This is a genomic window from Mycolicibacter minnesotensis, assembly GCF_010731755.1.
GTDB lineage: Bacteria > Actinomycetota > Actinomycetes > Mycobacteriales > Mycobacteriaceae > Mycobacterium > Mycobacterium minnesotense.
On sequence record NZ_AP022589.1, the window covers coordinates 4,128,699 to 4,149,263 of the forward strand.

20 protein-coding genes and 1 pseudogene are annotated in these 20,565 nt (G+C 67.1%); 4 read left to right on the forward strand and 17 right to left on the reverse strand.

Annotated features, from left to right (window positions below; genetic code table 11):
- Positions 1-4 precede the first annotated feature (4 nt).
- The gene (locus G6N09_RS18970; RefSeq protein WP_083024937.1) at positions 5-439 is read right to left on the reverse strand and encodes an NfeD family protein; all 435 of its coding nucleotides are present in this window, start codon (positions 437-439) and stop codon (positions 5-7) included.
- A 79-nt stretch (positions 440-518) separates the two neighbouring features.
- Between G6N09_RS18970 and G6N09_RS18975 the strand changes: the two genes are divergently transcribed.
- Positions 519-1,358 (forward strand): Rv1486c family protein, encoded by an 840-nt coding sequence (locus G6N09_RS18975; protein WP_083024643.1) that lies wholly within the window; start codon positions 519-521, stop codon positions 1,356-1,358.
- Positions 1,359-1,379: 21 nt separating this feature from the next.
- On the opposite strand, the gene G6N09_RS18980 is transcribed toward G6N09_RS18975, so the two are convergent.
- The 9 genes from G6N09_RS18980 to G6N09_RS19020 all read right to left on the reverse strand — a co-directional run bounded on the left by G6N09_RS18980 (position 1,380) and on the right by G6N09_RS19020 (position 10,326).
- Positions 1,380-2,408: a ferrochelatase gene (locus tag G6N09_RS18980; RefSeq protein WP_083024645.1), complete on the reverse strand. Its 1,029-nt coding sequence runs from the start codon at positions 2,406-2,408 to the stop codon at positions 1,380-1,382.
- Positions 2,409-2,418: 10 nt separating this feature from the next.
- Positions 2,419-3,228, reverse strand: a complete 810-nt coding sequence (gene inhA, locus G6N09_RS18985) for an NADH-dependent enoyl-ACP reductase InhA (RefSeq protein ID WP_083024647.1) — start codon at positions 3,226-3,228, stop codon at positions 2,419-2,421.
- A gap of 32 nt (positions 3,229-3,260) precedes the next feature.
- Positions 3,261-4,004 carry a 3-oxoacyl-ACP reductase FabG1 gene (gene fabG1 / locus G6N09_RS18990; protein WP_407662629.1) on the reverse strand — a complete coding sequence of 248 codons (744 nt, stop codon included), beginning with the start codon at positions 4,002-4,004 and terminating at the stop codon, positions 3,261-3,263.
- A gap of 99 nt (positions 4,005-4,103) precedes the next feature.
- Entirely contained in the window at positions 4,104-5,111 is a 1,008-nt protein-coding gene (locus G6N09_RS18995) for a VWA domain-containing protein (protein WP_083024650.1), read from the reverse strand.
- Between the two features lie 28 nt (positions 5,112-5,139).
- Positions 5,140-6,051, reverse strand: coding sequence for a DUF58 domain-containing protein (locus G6N09_RS19000; protein WP_083024652.1), 912 nt, complete (start codon positions 6,049-6,051; stop codon positions 5,140-5,142).
- Positions 6,052-6,113: 62 nt separating this feature from the next.
- Positions 6,114-7,235, reverse strand: coding sequence for a chaperone MoxR1 (moxR1, locus tag G6N09_RS19005; RefSeq protein WP_083024940.1), 1,122 nt, complete (start codon positions 7,233-7,235; stop codon positions 6,114-6,116).
- A 132-nt stretch (positions 7,236-7,367) separates the two neighbouring features.
- Positions 7,368-8,036 (reverse strand): NlpC/P60 family peptidoglycan endopeptidase RipB, encoded by a 669-nt coding sequence (gene ripB, locus G6N09_RS19010; RefSeq protein WP_234806969.1) that lies wholly within the window; start codon positions 8,034-8,036, stop codon positions 7,368-7,370.
- Between the two features lie 43 nt (positions 8,037-8,079).
- Positions 8,080-9,519, reverse strand: coding sequence for an NlpC/P60 family peptidoglycan endopeptidase RipA (gene ripA, locus G6N09_RS19015; protein WP_083024656.1), 1,440 nt, complete (start codon positions 9,517-9,519; stop codon positions 8,080-8,082).
- 255 nt (positions 9,520-9,774) lie between these two features.
- Complete coding sequence (locus G6N09_RS19020; RefSeq protein WP_083024658.1) at positions 9,775-10,326, reverse strand: Rv1476 family membrane protein; 552 nt, start codon at positions 10,324-10,326, stop codon at positions 9,775-9,777.
- Positions 10,327-10,458: 132 nt separating this feature from the next.
- Between G6N09_RS19020 and acnA the strand changes: the two genes are divergently transcribed.
- Together acnA and G6N09_RS19030 are read left to right on the forward strand one after the other, a co-directional pair.
- Positions 10,459-13,293 carry an aconitate hydratase AcnA gene (acnA, locus tag G6N09_RS19025; RefSeq protein WP_083024660.1) on the forward strand — a complete coding sequence of 945 codons (2,835 nt, stop codon included), beginning with the start codon at positions 10,459-10,461 and terminating at the stop codon, positions 13,291-13,293.
- A 14-nt stretch (positions 13,294-13,307) separates the two neighbouring features.
- Entirely contained in the window at positions 13,308-13,871 is a 564-nt protein-coding gene (locus G6N09_RS19030) for a TetR/AcrR family transcriptional regulator (RefSeq protein ID WP_083024662.1), read from the forward strand.
- 105 nt (positions 13,872-13,976) lie between these two features.
- Here the strand turns inward: G6N09_RS19030 and G6N09_RS19035 are convergent, their stop codons facing one another.
- The 6 genes and pseudogenes from G6N09_RS19035 to G6N09_RS19060 form a co-directional block, all read right to left on the reverse strand.
- Positions 13,977-14,177 (reverse strand): helix-turn-helix domain-containing protein, encoded by a 201-nt coding sequence (locus G6N09_RS19035; RefSeq protein ID WP_083024664.1) that lies wholly within the window; start codon positions 14,175-14,177, stop codon positions 13,977-13,979.
- 92 nt (positions 14,178-14,269) lie between these two features.
- Positions 14,270-15,904 (reverse strand): ABC-F family ATP-binding cassette domain-containing protein, encoded by a 1,635-nt coding sequence (locus G6N09_RS19040; protein WP_083024666.1) that lies wholly within the window; start codon positions 15,902-15,904, stop codon positions 14,270-14,272.
- A gap of 47 nt (positions 15,905-15,951) precedes the next feature.
- Positions 15,952-16,691: pseudogene (locus G6N09_RS19045) on the reverse strand (enoyl-CoA hydratase).
- Between the two features lie 107 nt (positions 16,692-16,798).
- On the reverse strand, positions 16,799-17,173 hold the full coding sequence (gene trxA / locus G6N09_RS19050) for a thioredoxin (RefSeq protein ID WP_083024670.1): 375 nt from the start codon (positions 17,171-17,173) through the stop codon (positions 16,799-16,801).
- Between the two features lie 114 nt (positions 17,174-17,287).
- Positions 17,288-17,458 (reverse strand): CsbD family protein, encoded by a 171-nt coding sequence (locus G6N09_RS19055; protein ID WP_083024672.1) that lies wholly within the window; start codon positions 17,456-17,458, stop codon positions 17,288-17,290.
- 189 nt (positions 17,459-17,647) lie between these two features.
- On the reverse strand, positions 17,648-17,827 hold the full coding sequence (locus G6N09_RS19060) for a DUF6131 family protein (protein ID WP_083024675.1): 180 nt from the start codon (positions 17,825-17,827) through the stop codon (positions 17,648-17,650).
- Between the two features lie 401 nt (positions 17,828-18,228).
- Here G6N09_RS19060 and G6N09_RS19065 point away from each other — a divergent pair, with 401 nt between their 5' ends.
- On the forward strand, positions 18,229-18,765 hold the full coding sequence (locus G6N09_RS19065; protein ID WP_234806974.1) for a DUF5666 domain-containing protein: 537 nt from the start codon (positions 18,229-18,231) through the stop codon (positions 18,763-18,765).
- Positions 18,766-18,775: 10 nt separating this feature from the next.
- On the opposite strand, the gene G6N09_RS19070 is transcribed toward G6N09_RS19065, so the two are convergent.
- Positions 18,776-20,509 (reverse strand): amidohydrolase, encoded by a 1,734-nt coding sequence (locus G6N09_RS19070; protein ID WP_165756574.1) that lies wholly within the window; start codon positions 20,507-20,509, stop codon positions 18,776-18,778.
- Positions 20,510-20,565 lie beyond the last annotated feature (56 nt).

The window sequence follows — 20,565 nt, forward strand, 5'->3', positions numbered from 1 at the left end:
TTCGTTACAGGACCTTGCTGACCACCGCGGTGGCTCCATCGATATGCATCACAGTGACCTGCTCCCCCGGTTCGAAGACGTCACCGTCGGTGAGCGGCCGGGCAGTCCACACCTCGCCGTTCAGCTTGATCCGGCCGCCGTGCTGCTCTACACGGTCGAGTACCAGTGCGGCCTTGCCCTGCAGCGCCAGCACCCCGGTCTCCCCGTCCGCCGTCGACCACAACCGGCGACGCAACGCGGGGCGCACCAAGACCAGCAACAGCACGGACACCACCAGGAACACCGCGCCATCGGTCCACAGCGGCCAGTCGGTGACGGCGCTGGTGGCCGCTGCCGACAGCGCACCACCGGAGAGCATCAGCAGGAACATGTCGCCGGTGAGGGCCTCGGCTCCTGCGAGCCCGAGTGCGAAGACCAACCAGATCAGGGCAGTCGGCATGCGGTCAGGATAGCCCGAGAACGGCCCGGACCTATGCGGTCCGGAGGTGAAGATCCGGGCAACTACACTGCCTTGCATTATGTGGTGCCCGAGTACTTCGCTGTCGGTGTGGGCCAACGCCTGGCTTGCCGGTCGGGCCGCCCCGGACGACGTGCTGGACGCATTATCGGCCTGGGCGCCAGTGCAATCGGTGGCTGCCCACGATGCCGTCGTCGCGAGCAGCATCGGCCTGTCATGGCCGGACGCGAGCGGCGGGGGCACGGCAGCGCTGCTGCAGTTGGTGCGCGGCGCGGGCCTGGCAGCCGCAGGCGATGGCATCCGACCGGTGTTTCCCGTACCGGGGGATGTCCGCGGATTGCCTGCCGGGACCCCGTTCCAGCAGGAGGCGATCCTGGCCGGCGAGGCTGTGCTGATCGGGTCGGCTGACACCTCGTCCCCGCTCGGACTGGTTCCGACCTACTCCGAAGTCGCCGATCCGGGCGAAGACGACGACGCCGAATTGTGCTGGACCGTCTTCCCGTTGACCAACGTGCCGGCCCCCGAACAGCACGATGTGGGCGACGCCGAATACGCCTTGCGGTCGGCGGTACGCACGGCCGCCGAAGCCCTGGGCTCCACCGGCTCACGGTGGGCCGAATATGGTGTAGAAGATCCGCGACTGCGGGTGGAACAGATGATGGAAGCCGCCCTCGTGCACAGGATTCCAGACCACGCGCCCACCCGCGCGGTGCGCGTGCTGCAGAGTGCCGCACACGTCGAGGCGATCATCGTCGTCAGTGCCGATCTGCTGACCGCCAGCGCCCAGACCTCGGCTGCGGTGCAGCGCGCCGTGGACACCGTTGCGCCGTTGACGGCGGTGGTTCGCTCAGCACGCAGCGCGGCGGTGACGGCCATTCTGCACTCTGCCTGGCGAAACTAGGACCGTAGTGCCGCCGCCTCGCTAGCCGGGAGGCGCCACCACAGCAACGCAGTGCGACGACCCGCACGGCGTCCCGTCGACGCCGAATCCGCAGCCCAGGCCGCTCGGTTCGGTGACACGTTGCGGCGCAGCGCCGTCACGCAGTTCCTCGATCAGGCCGCGGGCCAGGCGGGCCAACCGCGGATCGGCGTTCGGAGTGACCGCGCGGGCATACGCGATGCCCGCCGCCTGCGCCTGGGACTGGACCTCGTTGTCCAGGTCCCAGACCACCTCGATGTTGTCGCTGAGAAATCCAATGGGGCACACGATCACCGCAGACACCCCGGCGTCCGCCAGTGCGGCCAGATGAGCTTCGACGTCGGGTTCCAGCCAGGGCACCTGCGGCGGTCCCGAGCGCGACTGCCACACCTGGTCGTAATCGGTGTAGCCCGCGGCGGCGGCAACCAGACTCGTAGCGTGCGCGACCTGGCGGCTGTAGATCCGCGGTCCGTAGCGCTCATCGGCGCGGACCGGGATGGAATGCGCGGTGAACACCAGCCGAGCGCCGGCCCGAAGATCGGCCGGCAGGCTGTCTGCAGCGGCAGCGATCGCCTCGGCGAACATGGTGACGAACAGCGGATGGTCGAAGTATTGGCGCAGTTTGACCAGTTCGGGCGCGCCCGCGCCGGTTGCCTGGCGCGCCCGGGCGACGTCCTCGGCGTACTGATCGCAGCCGGAGTAGCCACCCCACGCCGAGGTGGGAAACACCGCGGCGCGCCGAACGCCGTCGGCCGCCATCTGGGCCACCGTGTCCTCGACGTAGGGTTCCCAGTTGCGGTTGCCGAAATAGACTGGAAGTTCCGGCAATTCGGCGCGCAGGGCGTCTGCCAGCGCTCTGTTGATCCCGTTGATCGGCGATACTCCGCCGAAGTGCAGATAGTGCTCGGCCACCGCGTCCAACCGGGCGGCAGGCACGCCTCGGCCCCGAGTGACGTTCTCCAGGAACGGCCGAACCTGCTCGGGCCCTTCAGGGCCGCCGAACGACAGCAGCAGGACGGCGTCGATGTCCATGAAGCGCCGTTCAGAGCAGCTGAGTGTGTGCGCCGCCGTCGGCGTAGACGATCGTCCCGGTGGTGGCGGGCAGCCAGTCGGACATCAGCGCGCAGACCGTCTTGGCCACCGGCGTCGGGTCCTTCATGTCCCAGCCGATCGGGGCGCGCTGGTCCCAGCCCTCTTCAAGCAACCGGATCTGCTCCCCGGCTCCCTCGCCGAGCGCTCCACCCACGATCGCGCTCATGGCCAGCGTCCGAATCGGACCTGCTGCCACGAGGTTGGACCGTACGCCGACCTGCCCAGCTTCACGCGCCACAAACCGGTTGACCGACTCCAGGGCGCTCTTGGCCACCGTCATCCAGTTGTAGGCCGGCATCGCCCGGGTCGGGTCGAAGTCCATGCCGACGATGGAGCCGCCGGGGTTCATGATCGGCAGCACCGCCTTGGCCAGCGACGCGTAGGAGTACGCGGAGATGTGGATGCCCTTGGCAACGTCCTCGTAGGGCGCGTCGAAGAACGGGTTGATTCCCATGCCGGTCTGCGGCATGAATCCGATGGAGTGCACCACCCCGTCGAGCTTGTTGCCCTCGCCGATCACCTCGGTGACGCGGGCGGCCAGCGTGTCGAGGTGTTCGTTGTTCTGCACGTCGAGCTCAAGCAGGGGCGCCGACTCGGGCAGCCGGTCGATGATCCGCTGGATCAGCCGCAGCCGGTCGAATCCGGTGCACACCAGTTGCGCGCCGGCCTCCTGGGCGACCTTGGCGATGTGGAATGCGATGGACGAGTCGGTGATGATCCCGGTGACCAGGATCCGCTTGCCTTCGAGAATGCCTGCCATGAAGTTCCCTATCTTCGAATCTGAACAGTTCGTTAGTGGCCCATACCCATACCGCCGTCGACGGGGATGACCGCGCCGGCGATGTAGCCGGCATCCTCGGAGGCCAGGAAGCTGACCGCTCCGGCCACCTCCTCGGCGGTACCGACCCGCTTGGCGGGGATGAAGTCCAGCGCACCCTCCTGGATCCGCTCGTCGAGGGCCCGGGTCATCTCGGTGTCGATGTAGCCGGGAGCGACGACGTTGGCCGTCACGCCCGCCTTGGACAGCTCCCGAGAGATCGACCGGGCCATGCCGATCAGACCGGCCTTGGCCGCCGCATAGTTGGCCTGATTGCCGATGCCCCACATGCCCGATACCGATCCGATGTAGATGATCCGGCCGAACCGCTTGCGCTGCATGCTGCGCGACGCGCGTTGCGTCACCCGGAATGCCCCGGTGAGGTTGGCGTTGATGACCTCTTCGAAGCGCTCCTCGGTCATCCGCATCAGGAAGGCGTCTTTGGAGATACCGGCGTTGGCCACCAGAACCTCCACCGGGCCCTGATGCTCCTCGACCTCCTTGAAGGCGCGGTCGACGGCTTCGTTGTCGGTGACATCGCACACCACCCCGAACAGTCCCTCGGGCGCACCGGACCCCCGGTGGGTGACCGCAACCTTGTGTCCGTCGGCCGCCAGGCGTTGGGCGATCGCCAGTCCGATTCCCCGGTTTCCACCGGTGACGAGGACCGAGCGAGACACAAATGCGGGCTTTACTGCGGGGGCTTCGCTGTCTGTCACCGGCATAACCTATCGAATCGACACGTTGGCTCTGCGCACAGGGCGCGGGCTACTCGCACTTTTGCGCCATGAGCGCAGAGTCAACTACTGAGGGCGGGGCTAGGCGGGCAAGCGGCGGTTGAGCAGCAGCGCAGTGAACCCGGCCAGCGCCAAGACAAAGGCGCCCAGCCGGAGCCAGCCGGTGCTGGCCTCACCGCGAATGGTCTCGAAGCCGATCTGGTCCTGCAGGGTTGCATAGACCTCTTTGAGCTGGGCCAGGCTGGAGGCGGTGTAGGCGCTACCGCCGGAGAGGTCGGCGATCTTCTTCAGCGAGTCGTCGTCGACCGGTACCGGCTGACGCTGCTCGTTGATCTCGACGTAGCCGTAGGCCGTGCCGAACGAGATCGTCGACACCGGCACCCCCTGGTCCTTAGCGGTCCGCGCCGCGGTGAACGCCCCTTTGGGGTTGTCAGGGTTGGACGGCACGGTCTCCTTGCCGTCGGAGAGCAGCACGATCCGGGCCGGTGGCGGGGTGTCACCACCGCCGATGACGGCGCCCACGGTGGCGATCGCCTGCAGCGCGGTGAAGATTCCCTCGCCGGTGGCGGTGCGGTCCGCCAGTTGCAGCTTGTCGATCGCGGCCTTGGTCGCCTCACGATTGGTGGTCGGCGAAGTCAGCACGGTCGCCGTGCCTGCGTAGGCGATCAGGCCCAGGTTGATGCCCGCGGTGAGCTCGTCGGCGAACTGCTTGCCGGCTTCCTGCGCGGCCGCCAACCGGGAGGGTGCGACGTCGGTGGCCCGCATCGACTGCGAGACGTCGATCACCAGCATCACCACGGCACGGTTGCGCGGAATCCGGATGTCGTGGGTGGGCCCCGCCATGGCGACGGTGAACAGCAGCAGCGAGCTGACCAGCAGGACCGCCGACAGATGGCGCCAGCGGGTCGGCGTCTTGGGCGCCACGCTCTCCAGCAACTCCATGTTGGCGAACCGCAGAATCCGCCGCTGCCGTGCCACCTGCATGAGGATGTAGAGCACGACCAGCCCCACGACCACGAACAGGAACAGGAAGAACCAGGGGTGCGCAAAGCCCGACAAGGTCATCGGCCCGAGTAGCGGCAATGTCATAACAGACCTGTCTGTTTACGAGTCGAGTTCACGGCGTCCCCGCCAGCGCGCCGCGCCGGCGTGACTCGACGAATCGGACGATGTCGGCGATCCAGTCCCGGTCGGTCCGCAACCCCAGTAACGGCGCACCGCAGCTGCGCAAGGCCCGCACGACGTCTGCGTGGTGGGCCACCGCTGCCCGGGCGAAATCATCGCGAAGCTTGGCGTCGATGGTGAACTCGCGGGTGACCCCGGACTCGGTGTCCTGCAAAACCACGTCGCCGACGTCGGGTAGCTCGACGTCGCGCGGATCGAGGACCTCGATGCCCAGCACCTCGTGCCGCGCGGCAACCGCCCGCAGTGGCCGCATCCAGTTGATCGGGCCGAGGAAGTCGCTGATGATGACCGCCATACCCCGTCGGCGCTCGGGCCGGCGCAGCGCGTCGATGGCCGCCGCCAGATCACCGCGCACCCCGACGGGGGCGCGTGGAATGGTGGCGATGGTCCGCAGCAGGGTCTGCTCGTGATTGCGGCCGGAGCGGGCCGGCACACGTACGACGTTCTGACCGTTGGTGACCAGCGCGCCCAGCCGGTTACCTCCGCCGCTGTTGAGGTAGACGATGGCCGACGCCGCGGCCACCGCCAGGTCACGCTTCTCACAGGTGGAGGTGCCGAAATCCATGCTGGCCGACATGTCCACCACCAGCCAGGTCTCCAGCTCGCGATCGGCGATCATCTGTCGGACGTGCGGATGGGTGGTACGGGCCGTGACCGACCAGTCCATCCGGCGTACGTCGTCACCGGGCTGGTAGAGCCGCGACTCCCCCGGCTCGGAGCCCGGTCCTGGGATCAGGCCCAGGTGGTCGCCGTGCAGCACACCGTCGAGCTTGCGCTTGACCGTGAGCTCCAAGGTGCGCAGCGCCGCCGCCAGCTTGGGATCGCGGATTCCTCCGCGCAGCATCGACGGCGGAGCGGTGCTGGTTCCGGGCGTCTGAGACGATCCAGCCCCGGTGTCGGGCTCGCTCACCGACCGCCGGCCACTGCCGCCGCGGTCGGGGCACCCGGTGCCGGCGAGTGCTGTTGCTGCTGTGGAACCGCGTTGACCTGGGGCAGCGGCACCGTCTGCAGCAGCCGATTGATGACGATCTCTGGGGTGATCTCGTCGGCGAGTGCGTCATAGGACAGCACCAGCCGGTGCCGGAGCACGTCCGGGATGACCTCGATGACGTCCTGCGGGATCACATAGTCGCGGCCGCGCACCAGGGCCAGTGCCCGAGAGGCGGAGATGATGCCCAGCGAGGCACGCGGCGACGCACCGAACGACAACCAGTTCTTCACGTCCGGCATACCGAACTGCTCGGGGTGACGCGTTGCGGTGATGACCCGCACCACGTAGTCCACCAGCGCGTGGTGCACGAAGTTGTTGGCCGCCAAGGCCTGCAGGCGCACCAGGTCACCGGTGCTCAGAATCTGCTTGGGCTCCGGCGGGGCGACACCCATCCGGTAGATGATCTCGCGCTCCTCCTCCGGTGAGGGGTAGCTGACGTTGATCTTGAACAGGAAGCGGTCGCGCTGCGCCTCGGGCAGCGGGTAGACGCCCTCGTGCTCGATCGGGTTCTGCGTGGCCATCACCAGGAACGGGTTGGGCAGCGGGAACCGCTTGCCGCCGATGGAGACCTGGCGTTCCTGCATGACCTCGAGCAGCGCCGACTGCACCTTGGCCGGCGCACGGTTGATCTCGTCGGCCAGCAGGAAGTTGGTCATCACCGGCCCGAGTTCGGTGTCGAACTCCTCGCGGCCCGCCCGGTAGATGCGGGTGCCGATGATGTCGGTCGGCACCAGGTCCGGGGTGAACTGGATCCTGGCGAAGTTTCCGCCCACCACCTTGGCGAAGGTCTCGACAGCCAGGGTCTTGGCGACGCCGGGCACGCCCTCGAGCAGCACGTGGCCCTTGGCGAGCAGGCCGACCAGGATGCGCTCGACGAGCTGGTCCTGGCCGACGATGACGCGCTTGACCTCGAAGATGGCCCGCTCCAGCGCGTGTACGTCGGCGGCGAGCCCGCTACCGCCGACAGTGCCTGTCTCGGCACCGGCCGAGCCGGGGAAACCGCTGGCGCCCGCGGGCGTCCCATCCGATGACGTCATCGACAAATCCTCCACAAAGGTCGGTCAGACACAACTGCTTGCACGGCACGTGGCCGAGGGGCAGCGTTGTGCCCGCGTTCAACTATTCCAGGGTTCGTAGCATCCGTCGACGTAAGGGCTCGTCGCGACTGCTCAGTACTCGATTATCCGGGTCAGGTAGGGCGTCATTCCCGACGTCCTCACCGGGCTGACCACCACCTTGCCGGCACTGCCCGAGGCCTCCAGCATCTTGCCGCCACCTAGGTACATCGTGACGTGCTGGCCGCCGCCGGGCCCGTACAACATCAGATCCCCACGCCTGGCCTGGCTGGGCGGTATGTGCCGGCCGGCGTTGTACTGGTCGCCGGAGAAGCGTGGGATCAGCACTCCGACACCAGCGAACGCGTAGCGCATCAGCCCCGAGCAGTCGAAGCCGACGGTGCCCGCACCGGAGTCGACTCCCTTGCTCGGGCCGGTCAGCGATCCACCGCCCCAGGAGTAGGGCACACCCATCTGCGCGCCGCCGCGCCGAATGACGTACTCGATGGCTTGCTTGCCGTGCACCCGCTGACCGGGCGACACGTTGCCGGCGGCCTCGTCGCCGACGTTGAACCCCAGGCCGGACAGGAATTTGCGGCCCAGATCCATGGTGGTCTGGGTGGCGTTGGCGGTGGCCTGCAGCGATGCGTTGGCAATTGCCAGCGGGTCACCGGGCGCGCCGGCGCTGATCGTGGCCGGCAGTGTGGGGTCCCAGCCGGGGTCGGCCGAAGCCGGCGCAGCCAGGCCCAGCATCACGGGGATCGCCACCAGCAGCGACCCCATGAGGCGAGATAGTCGTAAGGAAATCTGTTGCATTGCTCCGCCGTCAGTACTCGATGTATCGGACCACGAAAGGCGTCATACCGCTCTTGCGTACCGGGGACACCTTCACTGTCTGGCCCACGTCGGGCGCCTCCAGCATCAGGCCGTTGCCGAGGTAGAGCGTCACGTGCTGACTGCCACCCGGCCCGTAGAAGATGACGTCGCCGCGCCGCGCGAGCGCCGACGGGATCTGGCGCCCCATCTTGTACTGCGAGCCCGAGTAGTGCGGCAGCTTGATACCGACGCCGGCGAACGCGTACAGGATCAGTCCGGAGCAGTCGAAACCGACGGTGCCCGATCCAGAGCCGATCCCGCGGCCCGGACCCGCGGCCGTGCCACCGCCCCAGGAGTAGGGCACACCGCGCTGGGCAAGCCCACGGCGAATCACGTATTCAGAGGCCTGCTTGCCGTAGACCCGCGGAATCTGGCCGTTGTTGATACCGGTGGAGTCCGGCTTGGCCAACCCGATGGACTGCAGGAACTTCTGACCCAGATTGGCCGTGACCTGTGCCGAGGTCTGGGAGATTCCCAGTACCTGGTTGATGACCGCGATCGGGTCACCGGGGACATCGGCGCTGGGGATCATCGGCAGGGTCGGGTCCCAGGGACCGTCCCAGTGTGCGGGCTGACTGGCGGCCATGGGACCGGCGACGGGAGCGCCAGGATTTCCCCATCGGTCGCCGCCGGTGCCCCCGGGCGAAGCCTGTCCGCCCTGGGGCGTGTCGCTGCCGCGAGCGGCGGCAAGCTTGGCTTGGGCCTGGCTGCGACGGGCGGCCAACCGGTCGATCTCGCCCTGCTGCTCGCCGAACTTGCGCTGGGTGTCGGTGAGTGCGGCCACGGCGGCGTCCTGGCTGGACTGCGCGTCCGCGAGCGCTTGGTCGGCTTTCTGCTTGGCCAGCCGAGCCGCCGACTCCTTGTTCAGTTGTTCGGTGCGGGCTCGCTTGAGGTTGTCCAGGGCCTGCTGGGAGCTCAGTGCCAGGGACTGGCCGGCGGCGGCCGTGGCGATCATCTCCGAGGGGTTGGCCGCGGTCAGATAGCTGTCCGAGGGGCCGTTGACGTAGGTCGACGCGGCAAAGGTGTTGAAGCGGCGCTGCGCGGCGGCGATCGCTGCATCGGCGTCGGCGATCGCCTGATGACCGACTTCGACCTCGCGCTGGGCAGCGGCGGCATCGTCGCGTGCGGTCTGCAGGTCCACCAGGGCCTTGTTGACCCCCTCCTTCTCCTCGGCGATCTGCGCGCCCAGATTCTGCAGTTGTTGGTTGGCGTCGGCGACGTCGGCGATCAGGGCGGCAATACCGTCGGGGTCCTGTCCGGGCTGGGCTGTGGCCAGTCCGGGGGTGCCCAGCAGCATTGCGGCGCTGAGCACCGTCACCGTCGCGGGCTTGGTGAAGCGGGTGGCCAGTCGGAAAGCAGAGCCATCGGAGCCACAGCGGATGCGTCTCATTTCGGCTTGGTTCTCCTCGGACTCTGAGCAGGCGGCGCCGAGCTTCGGCCGGTGGCAAAAGCACAGAAACAACAGGGGTTAACAGCTGCGCCTTTTGAGACCATACGTCACATAAGTCACTGGAGAAACGTTCGTAACAAACTACATTGATGTAGTTAAGCCGGTTGTGACCATTCGGTGACCTATTAATTTGCCCCAGAGCACCGTCGGGCGGCCAATAGTCGCCTAATTTCCAGATTTACGCAGCTAGTGGCGCTAATCGTTAGCTTCGGCGCGTGTCGCGGTTAGTTTGCTGCGACGCTGCAGAAAGCGGGTGCCGACTGCTGCGGCCGCCACCCCCGCCAGGAGCACCACCGTCAGAGCCGTCCAGGGCAGATCGGGGGTGGTCAATTCCTGCAGGAAATTCTGGGCCGACACCACCGGATCACCGGTTTTGGCGTGATCCTCGGCGGCCTCCAGCTTGGACCGGTGAAACTGGCCGCTGTAGCTGCCGACGAAATTTGTGCTGACCACCAGGACGGTGGAATCCGGATAGTCGTAACCGACCACGGTGGCGACGTCGCGCAGCGCGGTGTCCATTCCGGGGTTGCGCGCGACTTCGACGATTTTGAGGTCGATCCCGTCGCGGCCCGCCTGCGCCACGACCTCGCGCAGCGCCGGCACGTCGGATGCCGGGGCACTCACCCCGTCGGCGGCGACAGCAACCTTGACCAGCGCCATGCAGTCATCGGGAGGTGTGGCGGGGTCCAGGCCGACGGTGATGCAGAGCTCGCCGGGAATATAGGCCGGCGGGTGCAGGATCGTCACGAGTGAAGACGGTATCAACCCCGACCAAGTGAGGTGAACCTTACTTTATACAGGACAATCGTACTGTTAGGGTTGGGGCGCCCGTCGGCGCGGACCCGTCGATGGAGGAGAACTCGATCTCGGGGAGTTGACGTGACCAGCACTGATTCGGTGAATTCATTCGGAGCCCGCGACACCCTGGTGGTGGGCGACAACGAATATCAGATCTACCGTCTTGACGCGGTGCCGGGCACCGAGAAGCTCCCCTACAGCCTCAAGGTGCTGGCCGAGAACCTGCTGCGCACCGAAGACGGCGCCAACATCACCACCGAGCACATCAACGCGATCGCCAACTGGGACCCGGCCGCCGAGCCCAGCATCGAGATTCAGTTCACCCCGGCCCGGGTGATCATGCAGGACTTCACCGGCGTGCCCTGCGTGGTGGACCTGGCCACCATGCGTGAGGCCGTCACCGCCCTCGGTGGTGACCCGAACAAGGTCAACCCGCTCTCCCCCGCCGAGATGGTCATCGACCACTCCGTGATCCTCGACGTCTTCGGCACCTCCGACGCCTTCGAGCGCAACGTCGCCCTGGAGTACGAGCGCAACGCCGAGCGTTACCAGTTCCTGCGTTGGGGCCAGGGCGCTTTCGATGACTTCAAGGTCGTCCCGCCCGGCACCGGCATCGTGCACCAGGTCAACATCGAGTACCTGGCCCGCACCGTCATGGTGCGTGACGGACAGGCCTACCCCGACACCTGCGTCGGTACCGACAGTCACACCACCATGCAGAACGGCCTGGGCGTGCTGGGCTGGGGCGTCGGCGGTATCGAGGCCGAAGCCGCCATGCTGGGCCAGCCCGTGTCGATGCTGATCCCCCGCGTCGTCGGCTTCAAACTGACCGGTGAGATTCAGCCGGGCGTCACCGCCACCGATGTCGTGCTGACCGTCACCGAAATGCTGCGCAAGCACGGCGTGGTGGGCAAGTTCGTCGAGTTCTACGGCAAGGGCGTCGCCGAGGTACCGCTGGCCAACCGCGCCACCCTGGGCAACATGAGCCCTGAATTCGGTTCCACCTGCGCGATCTTCCCGATCGACGAAGAGACCATCAACTACCTGCGCCTGACCGGCCGGACCGACGAGCAGCTCGCGCTGGTCGAGGCCTACGCCAAGGTTCAAGGCATGTGGCACAACCCCGACCGCGAGCCGGTTTTCTCCGAGTACTTGGAGCTGGACCTGTCCACCGTGGTCCCGTCGATCGCCGGCCCGAAGCGCCCGCAGGACCGAATCCTGTTGTCGGAGAGCAAGATCGCTTTCCGCAAAGACATCCACAACTACGTTGAAGAGCAGCATCCGACACCGGAGACCAAGCTCGATGAAGCCATCGAGGAATCCTTCCCGGCCTCCGACCCGGTCTCGCTGTCCTTCGCCGACGACGGTGCCGTAGATGTGCAGTCCGCCGCCAACGGCGCCGAGGGCCGGCCGAGCAAGCCGGTGCGCGTCAAGGGCGAGCGCGGCGAGTTCATCCTCGACCACGGTGCCGTGGCGGTCGCGGGTATCACCTCCTGCACCAACACTTCCAACCCGTCGGTGATGATCGGCGCGGCCCTGCTGGCCCGCAATGCCGTCGAGAAGGGCCTGTCGTCCAAGCCCTGGGTGAAGACCAACATGGCGCCGGGCAGCCAGGTCGTGACCGACTACTACGAGAAGGCCGGCCTCTGGCCCTACCTGGAGAAGCTCGGCTTCTACCTGGGCGGTTACGGCTGCACCACCTGTATCGGCAACACCGGTCCGCTGCCTGAGGAGATCTCCAAGGCGGTCAATGAAGAAGACCTGACCGTCACCGCCGTGCTGTCGGGCAACCGCAACTTCGAGGGCCGTATCTCCCCCGACGTCAAGATGAACTACCTGGCGTCGCCGCCGCTGGTGATCGCCTACGCCCTGGCCGGCACCATGGACTTCGACTTCGAGACCGACTCGCTGGGTAAGGACTCGCACGGCAACGACGTCTTCCTGCGCGACATCTGGCCGTCGGCCCAGGAGATCGACGACACCATCAAGTCGGCGATCAGCCAGGACATGTTCCGTAAGTCCTACGCCGATGTCTTCGCCGGCGACGAGAACTGGCGCAACCTGCCCACCCCGGACGGCGACACCTTCGCCTGGGACGAAGCGTCGACCTACGTGCGCAAGGCGCCGTACTTCGATGGCATGGGGATGGAGCCCGAGCCGGTCGCCGACATCAAGGGAGCCCGCGTGATGGCCCTGCTGGGTGACTCGGTGACCACCGACCACATCAGCCCTGCCGGCCCGATCAAGCCCGGCACCCCGGCCGCGGACTACCTGGACTCCCACGGCGTGGAGCGCAAGGACTACAACTCACTGGGCAGCCGTCGCGGCAACCACGAGGTCATGGTCCGCGGCACCTTCGCCAACATCCGGCTGCAGAACCGGGTTCTCGACACCATTGGGCTGGAGGGCACCCAGGGTGGCTACACCCGGGACTTCACTCAGGAGGGTGGCCCGAAGGAGTTCATCTACAACGCCTGCGTGAACTACCAGAAGGCCGGTATCCCGCTGGTGGTGCTCGGCGGCAAGGAATACGGATCCGGCTCCTCACGCGACTGGGCGGCCAAGGGCACCACACTGCTGGGCGTGAAGGCCGTCATCACCGAGTCCTTCGAGCGCATCCACCGCTCGAACCTGATCGGTATGGGCGTGATCCCGCTGCAGTTCCCGGTCGGCGAGAGCGCACAGTCACTGGGCCTGGACGGCACCGAGACCTTCGACATCGTCGGTATCGAAGAACTCAATGCCGGCAAGACGCCGAAGACGGTCAAGGTCACCGCCACCAAGCAGAGCGGAGAGAAGGTCGAATTCGACGCGGTGGTGCGTATCGACACCCCCGGTGAGGCCGACTACTACCGCAACGGCGGCATCCTGCAGTACGTGCTGCGCAACATGCTGAAGTCCGCAACGACCGCGTAGACGGCGATCACCTGATGCCCAGGGTCAGCGAGGATCACCTGGCGGCCCGGCGCCGTCAGATCCTCGATGGCGCGCGGCGTTGTTTCGCCGCCTACGGCTACGACCAGGCGACGGTGCGACGACTCGAGCAGACGGTGGGCTTGTCGCGCGGGGCGATCTTCCATCACTTCCGCGACAAGGACACCCTGTTCTTCGAGTTGGCCCGCGAGGACGCCGAGCGGATGGCCGATCTGACCTCACGGGAGGGCCTGATCGGCGTGATGCGGGACATGCTGGCCGCGCCCGAGCAGTTCGACTGGCTGGCCACCCGGCTGGAGATCGCCCGTAAGTTGCGCCACGACCCGGAGTTCAGCCGCGGCTGGGCGGAGCGGTCAGCCGAATTGGCCGCTGCCACAACCGATCGGCTGCGGCGACAGAAGCAGGCCGGTCGGGTGCGCAACGACGTCGCTGCCGAAGTTCTGCACTGCTATCTGGATCTGGTGCTCGACGGCCTGATCGCGCGACTGGCCTCGGGCGAGGACCCGCAGCGGCTCTCCGCGGTCCTCGACATGGTCGAGGACTCGGTGCGGCACAGCTGATTTCGCTGGGCTGGGACGGTTCACACACCGAGCGTGTACTCAGACCGAATTTCCCGCCGAAATCTCGCTCTGCGTGCACGTTCGGCGAGGTGCTCGGCAGGAGCGCTAGCGCGAACGGGTGCGGTGGTTGGGCCCACCCCGGCTGCGCATCGCCGCCCCGGACTCCCGCAGCATGCTGTGCACCGATCCGTAGGAGCGTCCTGTCGATGCCGCCAAGGTCCGGATACTCGCTCCACCTTCGTAGGCGGTGCGCAACTCGACCAGCTGCCGATCACGCAGCTTCTTGGGTTTCGTCGTCGTTGCCACGTCCCCTCACCATCCCCTCGCCGCCTGGACGGGTTCAGCGTAGGAAGGCGGCGGCCCTGACGGGCGACTTTGAGGGAAATGCCGACAGGCCGCTAGGCGAGCTCGATCAGATCGCGGTAGTCCGCCGACCAATGGTCTTCGGTGCCGTCGGGCAACAACACCACACGCTGAGGGTCCAATGCCTCGGCCGCACCCGGGTCGTGGGTCACCAGCACCACCGCGCCCGCATAGCTGCGCAGCGCATCGAGCACCTGCTCCCGCGAAGCCGGGTCCAGGTTGTTGGTCGGTTCGTCGAGCAGCAGCACGTTCGCCGTGGACGCCACCAGACCGGCCAGGGCCAGGCGGGTCTTCTCACCGCCGGACAGTGTGCCGGCCGCTTGTTCCAGCTGCAGCCCGGTGAACATGAACGCGCCCAGCAGTCCGCGCAGGTCCTGCTCGGACGTGTCGGGAGCCGCATGAACGATGTTCTCCCACACCGTTGCTGCGTTGTCGATGGTGTCGTGCTCCTGGGCGAAGTAGCCGATCTTGCAGCCGTGCCCAGGTTCGAGCTGGCCGGCGTCGGGGGTTTCCACTCCGGCGAGCAGACGCAGCAGGGTGGTCTTGCCGGCGCCGTTGAGCCCCAGTACCACCACCCGCGAACCGCGGTCGATGGCCAGGTCGACACCGCTGAAGATCTCCAGCGAGCCGTACATCTTGGTCAGTCCGCTGGCCATCAGCGGCGTCTTTCCGCACGCCGCCGGGGTGGGGAATTTGATCCGGGCCACCTTGTCGGCCACCCGCTCATCGTCCAGCTCCGCCATCATCCGTTCAGCGCGGCGCAGCATATTCTGCGCTGCAACGGCTTTGGTGGCTTTGGCGCCCATCTTGGCGGCTTGGGTACGCAACGCGGTGGCCTTGCGTTCGGCGTTGGCCCGCTCCCGGCGGCGGCGCTGCTCATCGGTGGCCCGGGCGTCGAGGTATTTCTGCCAGCCCATGTTGTACACGTCGGCTTCGCCGCGCACCGCATCCAGGAACCACACCCGGTTGACCACGTCGGCCAGCAGGCCCACGTCGTGGCTGATCAGCACCAGCCCCCCACTGTGGTTCTTCAGGAAATCGCGCAGCCAGCCGATTGAATCGGCGTCGAGGTGGTTGGTCGGTTCGTCGAGCAGCAAGGTGGTGCCACTCGAACCGCCCGCTCCGCCCTCGGCGGCAGCGAACAGGATGCGAGCCAGCTCCACCCGGCGGCGCTGCCCGCCGGACAGGGTGCGTAGCGGCTGGGTCAACACCCGTTCGGGCAGTCCCAGACTGGTGCAGATCCGGCCCGCCTCACTCTCGGCGGCGTAGCCGCCCAGTGCGGCGAATCGCTCCTCGAGCTGGCCGTAGCGGCGGATCGCCTTGTCGCGGGCGCCGTCGTCGACGACCTCGGCCATCAACACCTGCTGCTTCTCCAGGTCGACCAGGATCGCGTCCAGTCCGCGCGCGGAGAGCACGCGGTCGCGGGCCAGCACGTCGAGGTTGCCTTCCCGCGGGTCCTGGGGCAGGTAGCCGACCTCCCCCGTGCGGGTGACGCTGCCGGCGTACGGTTCGCCTTCCCCGGCCAGGATGCGCATGGTGGTGGTCTTGCCGGCGCCATTGCGGCCGACCAGCCCAATCCGGTCGCCGGGCTGGATGCGCAGCGCCGGGCCTTCGGCGGCGAGCAGGGTGCGCGCTCCGGCGCGGACCTCCAGGTCCGTTGCGGTGATCACGCGCGCGTACTCCCGTCGTGGTGGTGCTACTTATCGTCGGTGCTGACTTATTTGTCGTCAGGGAAGGCCGGTGGGCGCTTCTCGGCGCGCGCAGCGACGGCTTCCTCGAAGTTGCTGGTCAGCAGGCGCACGTAGAGCTGTCCGAGCCCCTCGGCCTGCATGTGCCCCTCCAGACTACCGGCGTCGAGTCCGCTCCAGAGCGTCCGCTTGGTCAATTCGACTCCCGGCCGGGAGAAACCGGCGATCCGCTCGGCCATGTCATAGCAGGTGTCCAGCAGCTCGGCGGTCTCCACGACACGGGAGACCAGGCCGATTCGCTCGGCCTCGGCGGCATCGACGTCGCGGCCGGTGAGCATGATCTCGAACGCCCGTGACGCCCCGATTGCGCGGGGCAGCAGATAGCTCAGCCCCAGTTCACTGGCGGTCAGCCCGTTGTTGATGCCGGCCGCCCGAAAATAGGCGTCCGACGCCGCCACCCGGATGTCGGACGCCAGCGCCAGACACAGACCCCGCCGATGGCGGCCCCGTTGACCGCGGCGATCACCGGTTGGTGCAGGCGCCGCAACGCCAGGATGATCTCGTCGAGCAATTCCATCGACCGCAACCCGAACGTGGGCCGGGTCAGTCCGGCCACGTGCGGCACCGAACCCGCGGACTTGTGGTCGGCACCCGAAGAGAACCCCCGACCCGCCCCGGTCAGCACCACCACCCGCACCGAGTTGTCGTAGCTGACATCGGCCAACGCGTCGCGCAGCGGAACCATGACGTCGAACGCCATGGAGTTCATCCGCTCCGGGCGGTTCAGCGTGATCTGCGCGACGTGTGGACGCGGACGGTCGACCAGGATGAACTCGGATTCAGAAGGCACGCAAGCACGCTATCGCGTGCGGGTGCTCAGACCTGTTCGGGCTTGCTCTGCGTGGCCTGCTCGGCCAACGCAGCGTCGACGTCGAGGTCCTTGACCTGCTGGACCAGGTCCTCCAGCGCCGCAGCGGGCAGGGCGCCGGCCTGGTTGAACACCAGCGTGCCGTTCTTGAACGCCATCAGTGTCGGGATGGAACGGATCTGGGCGGCAGCCGCCAACTGCTGCTCGGCCTCGGTGTCGACCTTGGCGAACACCACGTCGGGGTGCTTGTCGGAGACGGCCGCGAAGGTGGGCGCGAACGAGCGACACGGCCCGCACCAGGACGCCCAGAAGTCCACGAGCACGATGTCGTTGTCGGCGATGGTTTCTTCAAACTTCGCTGCGGTGAGGTCTTGAGTTGCCATGACTGGCTCAACGCTCAGTTATCCCGCGGTGTTCCCGGCTGCACACCGCGCTGATCTGGCCGCGAACGGAAGTCGCCGCCGTGGCTCGGCGGCGACTCCCTCTCACGGCAGCGGTCAGCGGAACGTGTCCTTGATGTTCTCGCCGGTCTTCTTGACGTTGGCCTTCAGCTGATCCTTCTTGCCTTCAGCCTCGGTGTCTTTGTCACCGGTGACCTTGCCGGCTTGTTCCTTGACTTTGCCGCTCGCGTGCTGGGCGGCATTTTTGGCCTTGTCGACGATTCCCATGGAGAGTTGTCCTTTCACTTGGTGGTCAACTGCGCAACTGCAGCCGGCCGCGTCACGACTGCGCCGTCGGCGTTGCCGTCAACCTGCCCACCGTTTCCGGGTGCAGGAGTTCGTAGATTCATGCCGGTAGTGGCGGGGTTGGCAGCGACGAACGTCCGGCGGCCGCGCCGTTGCTAGCAGCCGCCGTTGCTAGTAGTAGTGGCGACGACCGCCGACCGCGTGGCCCGCTCTCCCGGCGAACATCAGGATCAGGCCAACAATCAAGAGGACCACGCCGATGGAGAACAAGACGTTCGCGTAGGCGAAGGCAGGGACAAGGGCGGGCAGGACAAGCCCAAGAACGATGAGGATGACTCCGAGGGAAATCATTGCGGTTACCCGACTTTCTGGCGAAGCCCAAGTCAGCCACGACCTGGTGGTGATGGTCTGATTCGTGGGTCGTACTCGTTGGGGTATGCCCACCTTGGAGCACTGACAAACCACTTTTCTCTTCCGCCCGCCGAGACATCGCGGCAATTCTGGAACCTCCGAACCGCGCGGAATTCCCGACCGCCGGCGCATACACAGCCCACACACAGCTCAGAGCAAGGCGGTGGACAGCCGCACCGCCGACGGTGATATGACGTAACCAGGACAGCCGCACCCGCGAGGTCCACGATTGGAGCATCTTGATGTCTGCCCGTTGCCGCACCGCTCTCGCAGCTTTTGCCCTAACCGGAACCACCGCATTGATTTTCCCCGCGCTGGCACACGCGCAGGGTGACCACGTGATGGGTTCGGTCTCCTCGGTCTCCGGCAACACCGTCGAGGTCGCCCGCCCGGCCGGCACCACCACCGTCGAACTGACCGAGAGCACCCGAGTTTTCGAGTCGGTGCCAGCCCAGCGCGGCGAGATCACCGCCGGTACCTGCATCAAGGCCGGTGCCGGGCGCGACAGCGCTGCGGCCGACGGCGGCGCCATCACCGCGAAGTTCGTGGCGATCACCACCACCGTGGACGGTCAGTGCCCGCAGCGGCCGGCCTCGTCGGCCGACAATCCGGCACCGGCGAAGCCGCACCATGGTGTGCGCGGTGTCGTCGAATCGGTCGCCGGTGACACCCTCACCGTCGCCGGCCCCAACGGCCCGACCACGGTCACCGTCAACGACGACACCCACTACCGCCGGATGATCACCGTCAGCGCCCCGTCGATCAGTGCGGGCAAGTGTGTCGCCGCCGGCGGGACCACTGACGCCAAGGGCGTGCTGCAGGCCAGCCGGGTCACCGTGTGGGCCGGCAACGGCGGTTGCCCCGAGCCGCCGGCGTAGCGGCCAGCCGCTACCCCAGCACCTTGCCGTAGGTCTGCCGGCCCATCAGGTAGGTCGCCTCCACGGCCACGTCACGCAGGTCGGCCGGCGAGACCCGGCGTGGATTGTGCGACAGCACCACCAGATCGGCGTACTTGCCGGGCTCCAGGCTGCCGATCTCGGTGTCCAGCCGCAGCTGCCAGGCAGCGTCGAGCGTCTGCGCCTTGATCGCCGCGTCCACACCGATGCGCTGTTCGGGGGCCAGGACCCGGCCGCTGCCTTTGACTATCCGATTGACCGCGGTGGCGATGTTGCCGATCGGGCTGGGCGGTGTCACGGTGCCGTCGTTGTGGAAGGACAGGTGCAGGCCTGCGTCTAGGGCCGAACGCGCCGACATCCAGTGCGAGCCGTGTTCTGGACCGAACAGCTTGTCCACCAACACGTCTCCCCAGAAATAGATGTGCTCGATGAACAGGCTCGGGGTGATTCCCAGCCGAGCGGCCCGGGCGAACTGATCGGGCCGCATGGCCCCGACGTGTTCGATCCGGGGCCGTAGCGCCGGGGGTGTACGCGCCTGTTCAAACGCATCCAGCACCACATCGATCGCCGCGTCGCCGTGGACGTGGCAGGAGACCTGCCAATGCTGGTCGACGAATGCCTTGGTCAGCTCGTGAATCTGCGCCGGCGAGTAGTTCATCCGACCGCGGTGATTCGGCCCCAGTCCCATACCCGCGGTGGTGGGGTTGGTCAGATACGGGAAGGTGGTGAAGATGTTGCCCTGCCAGGGCGAGCCGTCCGCCCACATCTTCATGCCGATCTTGTCGAACAGCACGTCCGCGCGGGCCCGCTTACCGCGCACATTCTTCGGATCGGCGGCCAGGTCGGCGGTGCCGATCTCATAGGCACGGATCCGCACGGCGCAGTCAGCCTGCTCGGCGAGGGCGCCGAACACCTCGGATTGCGTACGCGCGTCATAGGAATGCTCGGTGGCGGTGGCGATTCCTGCCCGAGCGAGCTGAACGTAGGCCCAGCGCAGGTTGTCGCCGGCGTTGGCCATGATCGCACCCGAGAACGGCGCGACCAGCGCCATCACCGCCGCCGCCTCACGCACCTCGCCGGTCAACTGACCGTCGGGCCCATGCAGGTATTGGGCGCCGGCCGGGTCGGGAGTGGTCTTGGTGATGCCGGCCGCGGTGAAGGCGGCGGTGTTGCCGTAGGCGGCGTGCCCACTGTTGGAGATGATCACCACGGGGTTGTCCGGGGCCAGCCGGGACAGTTCAGTCCGGCTGAAGGGCGCCAGCCCGGTCTGCAGAAGTGGGTCCACTCCGTTGAGCAGGATCGGTTGGCCCTTGGGGGTGTCTGCCACCGCGTCGGCCAACTTCGCGAACACTCCTGCCGCGGTGGGCACCGTGAACGGACGCACGTCGATGGCCGGCGGAGCCAAGGTGGATCCCATCTCGAAGGGATGGCCGTGGGGCTCGACGAATGCCGGTAGCAGCGCGCGCCCGCGCAGATCCACCACGGTGGTCTCCGCGCCCCGCAGTCGCAGGACGTCTTCGGCAGAGCCGACCTTGCTGATCCGACGGCCGGTGACCGCCAGCGCTTCTGCCTCGGGCGCGCCGGGTGCCACCGTCACCACCGAGCCGCCGATGAAGATGAGGTCGGCGCCCTCGCCCCGCGATCCGCACGCGGAGAGTCCGCCGACGGCTGTTCCCGCCGCCGTGGCGGCCAGCCCGGCCATGAAGCGCCGTCTGTTCGTAGTCACTGTGTCCGCTCTGTGTCACTCGCAGTCACACGACGAGGATCTGACGCTGATCGAGC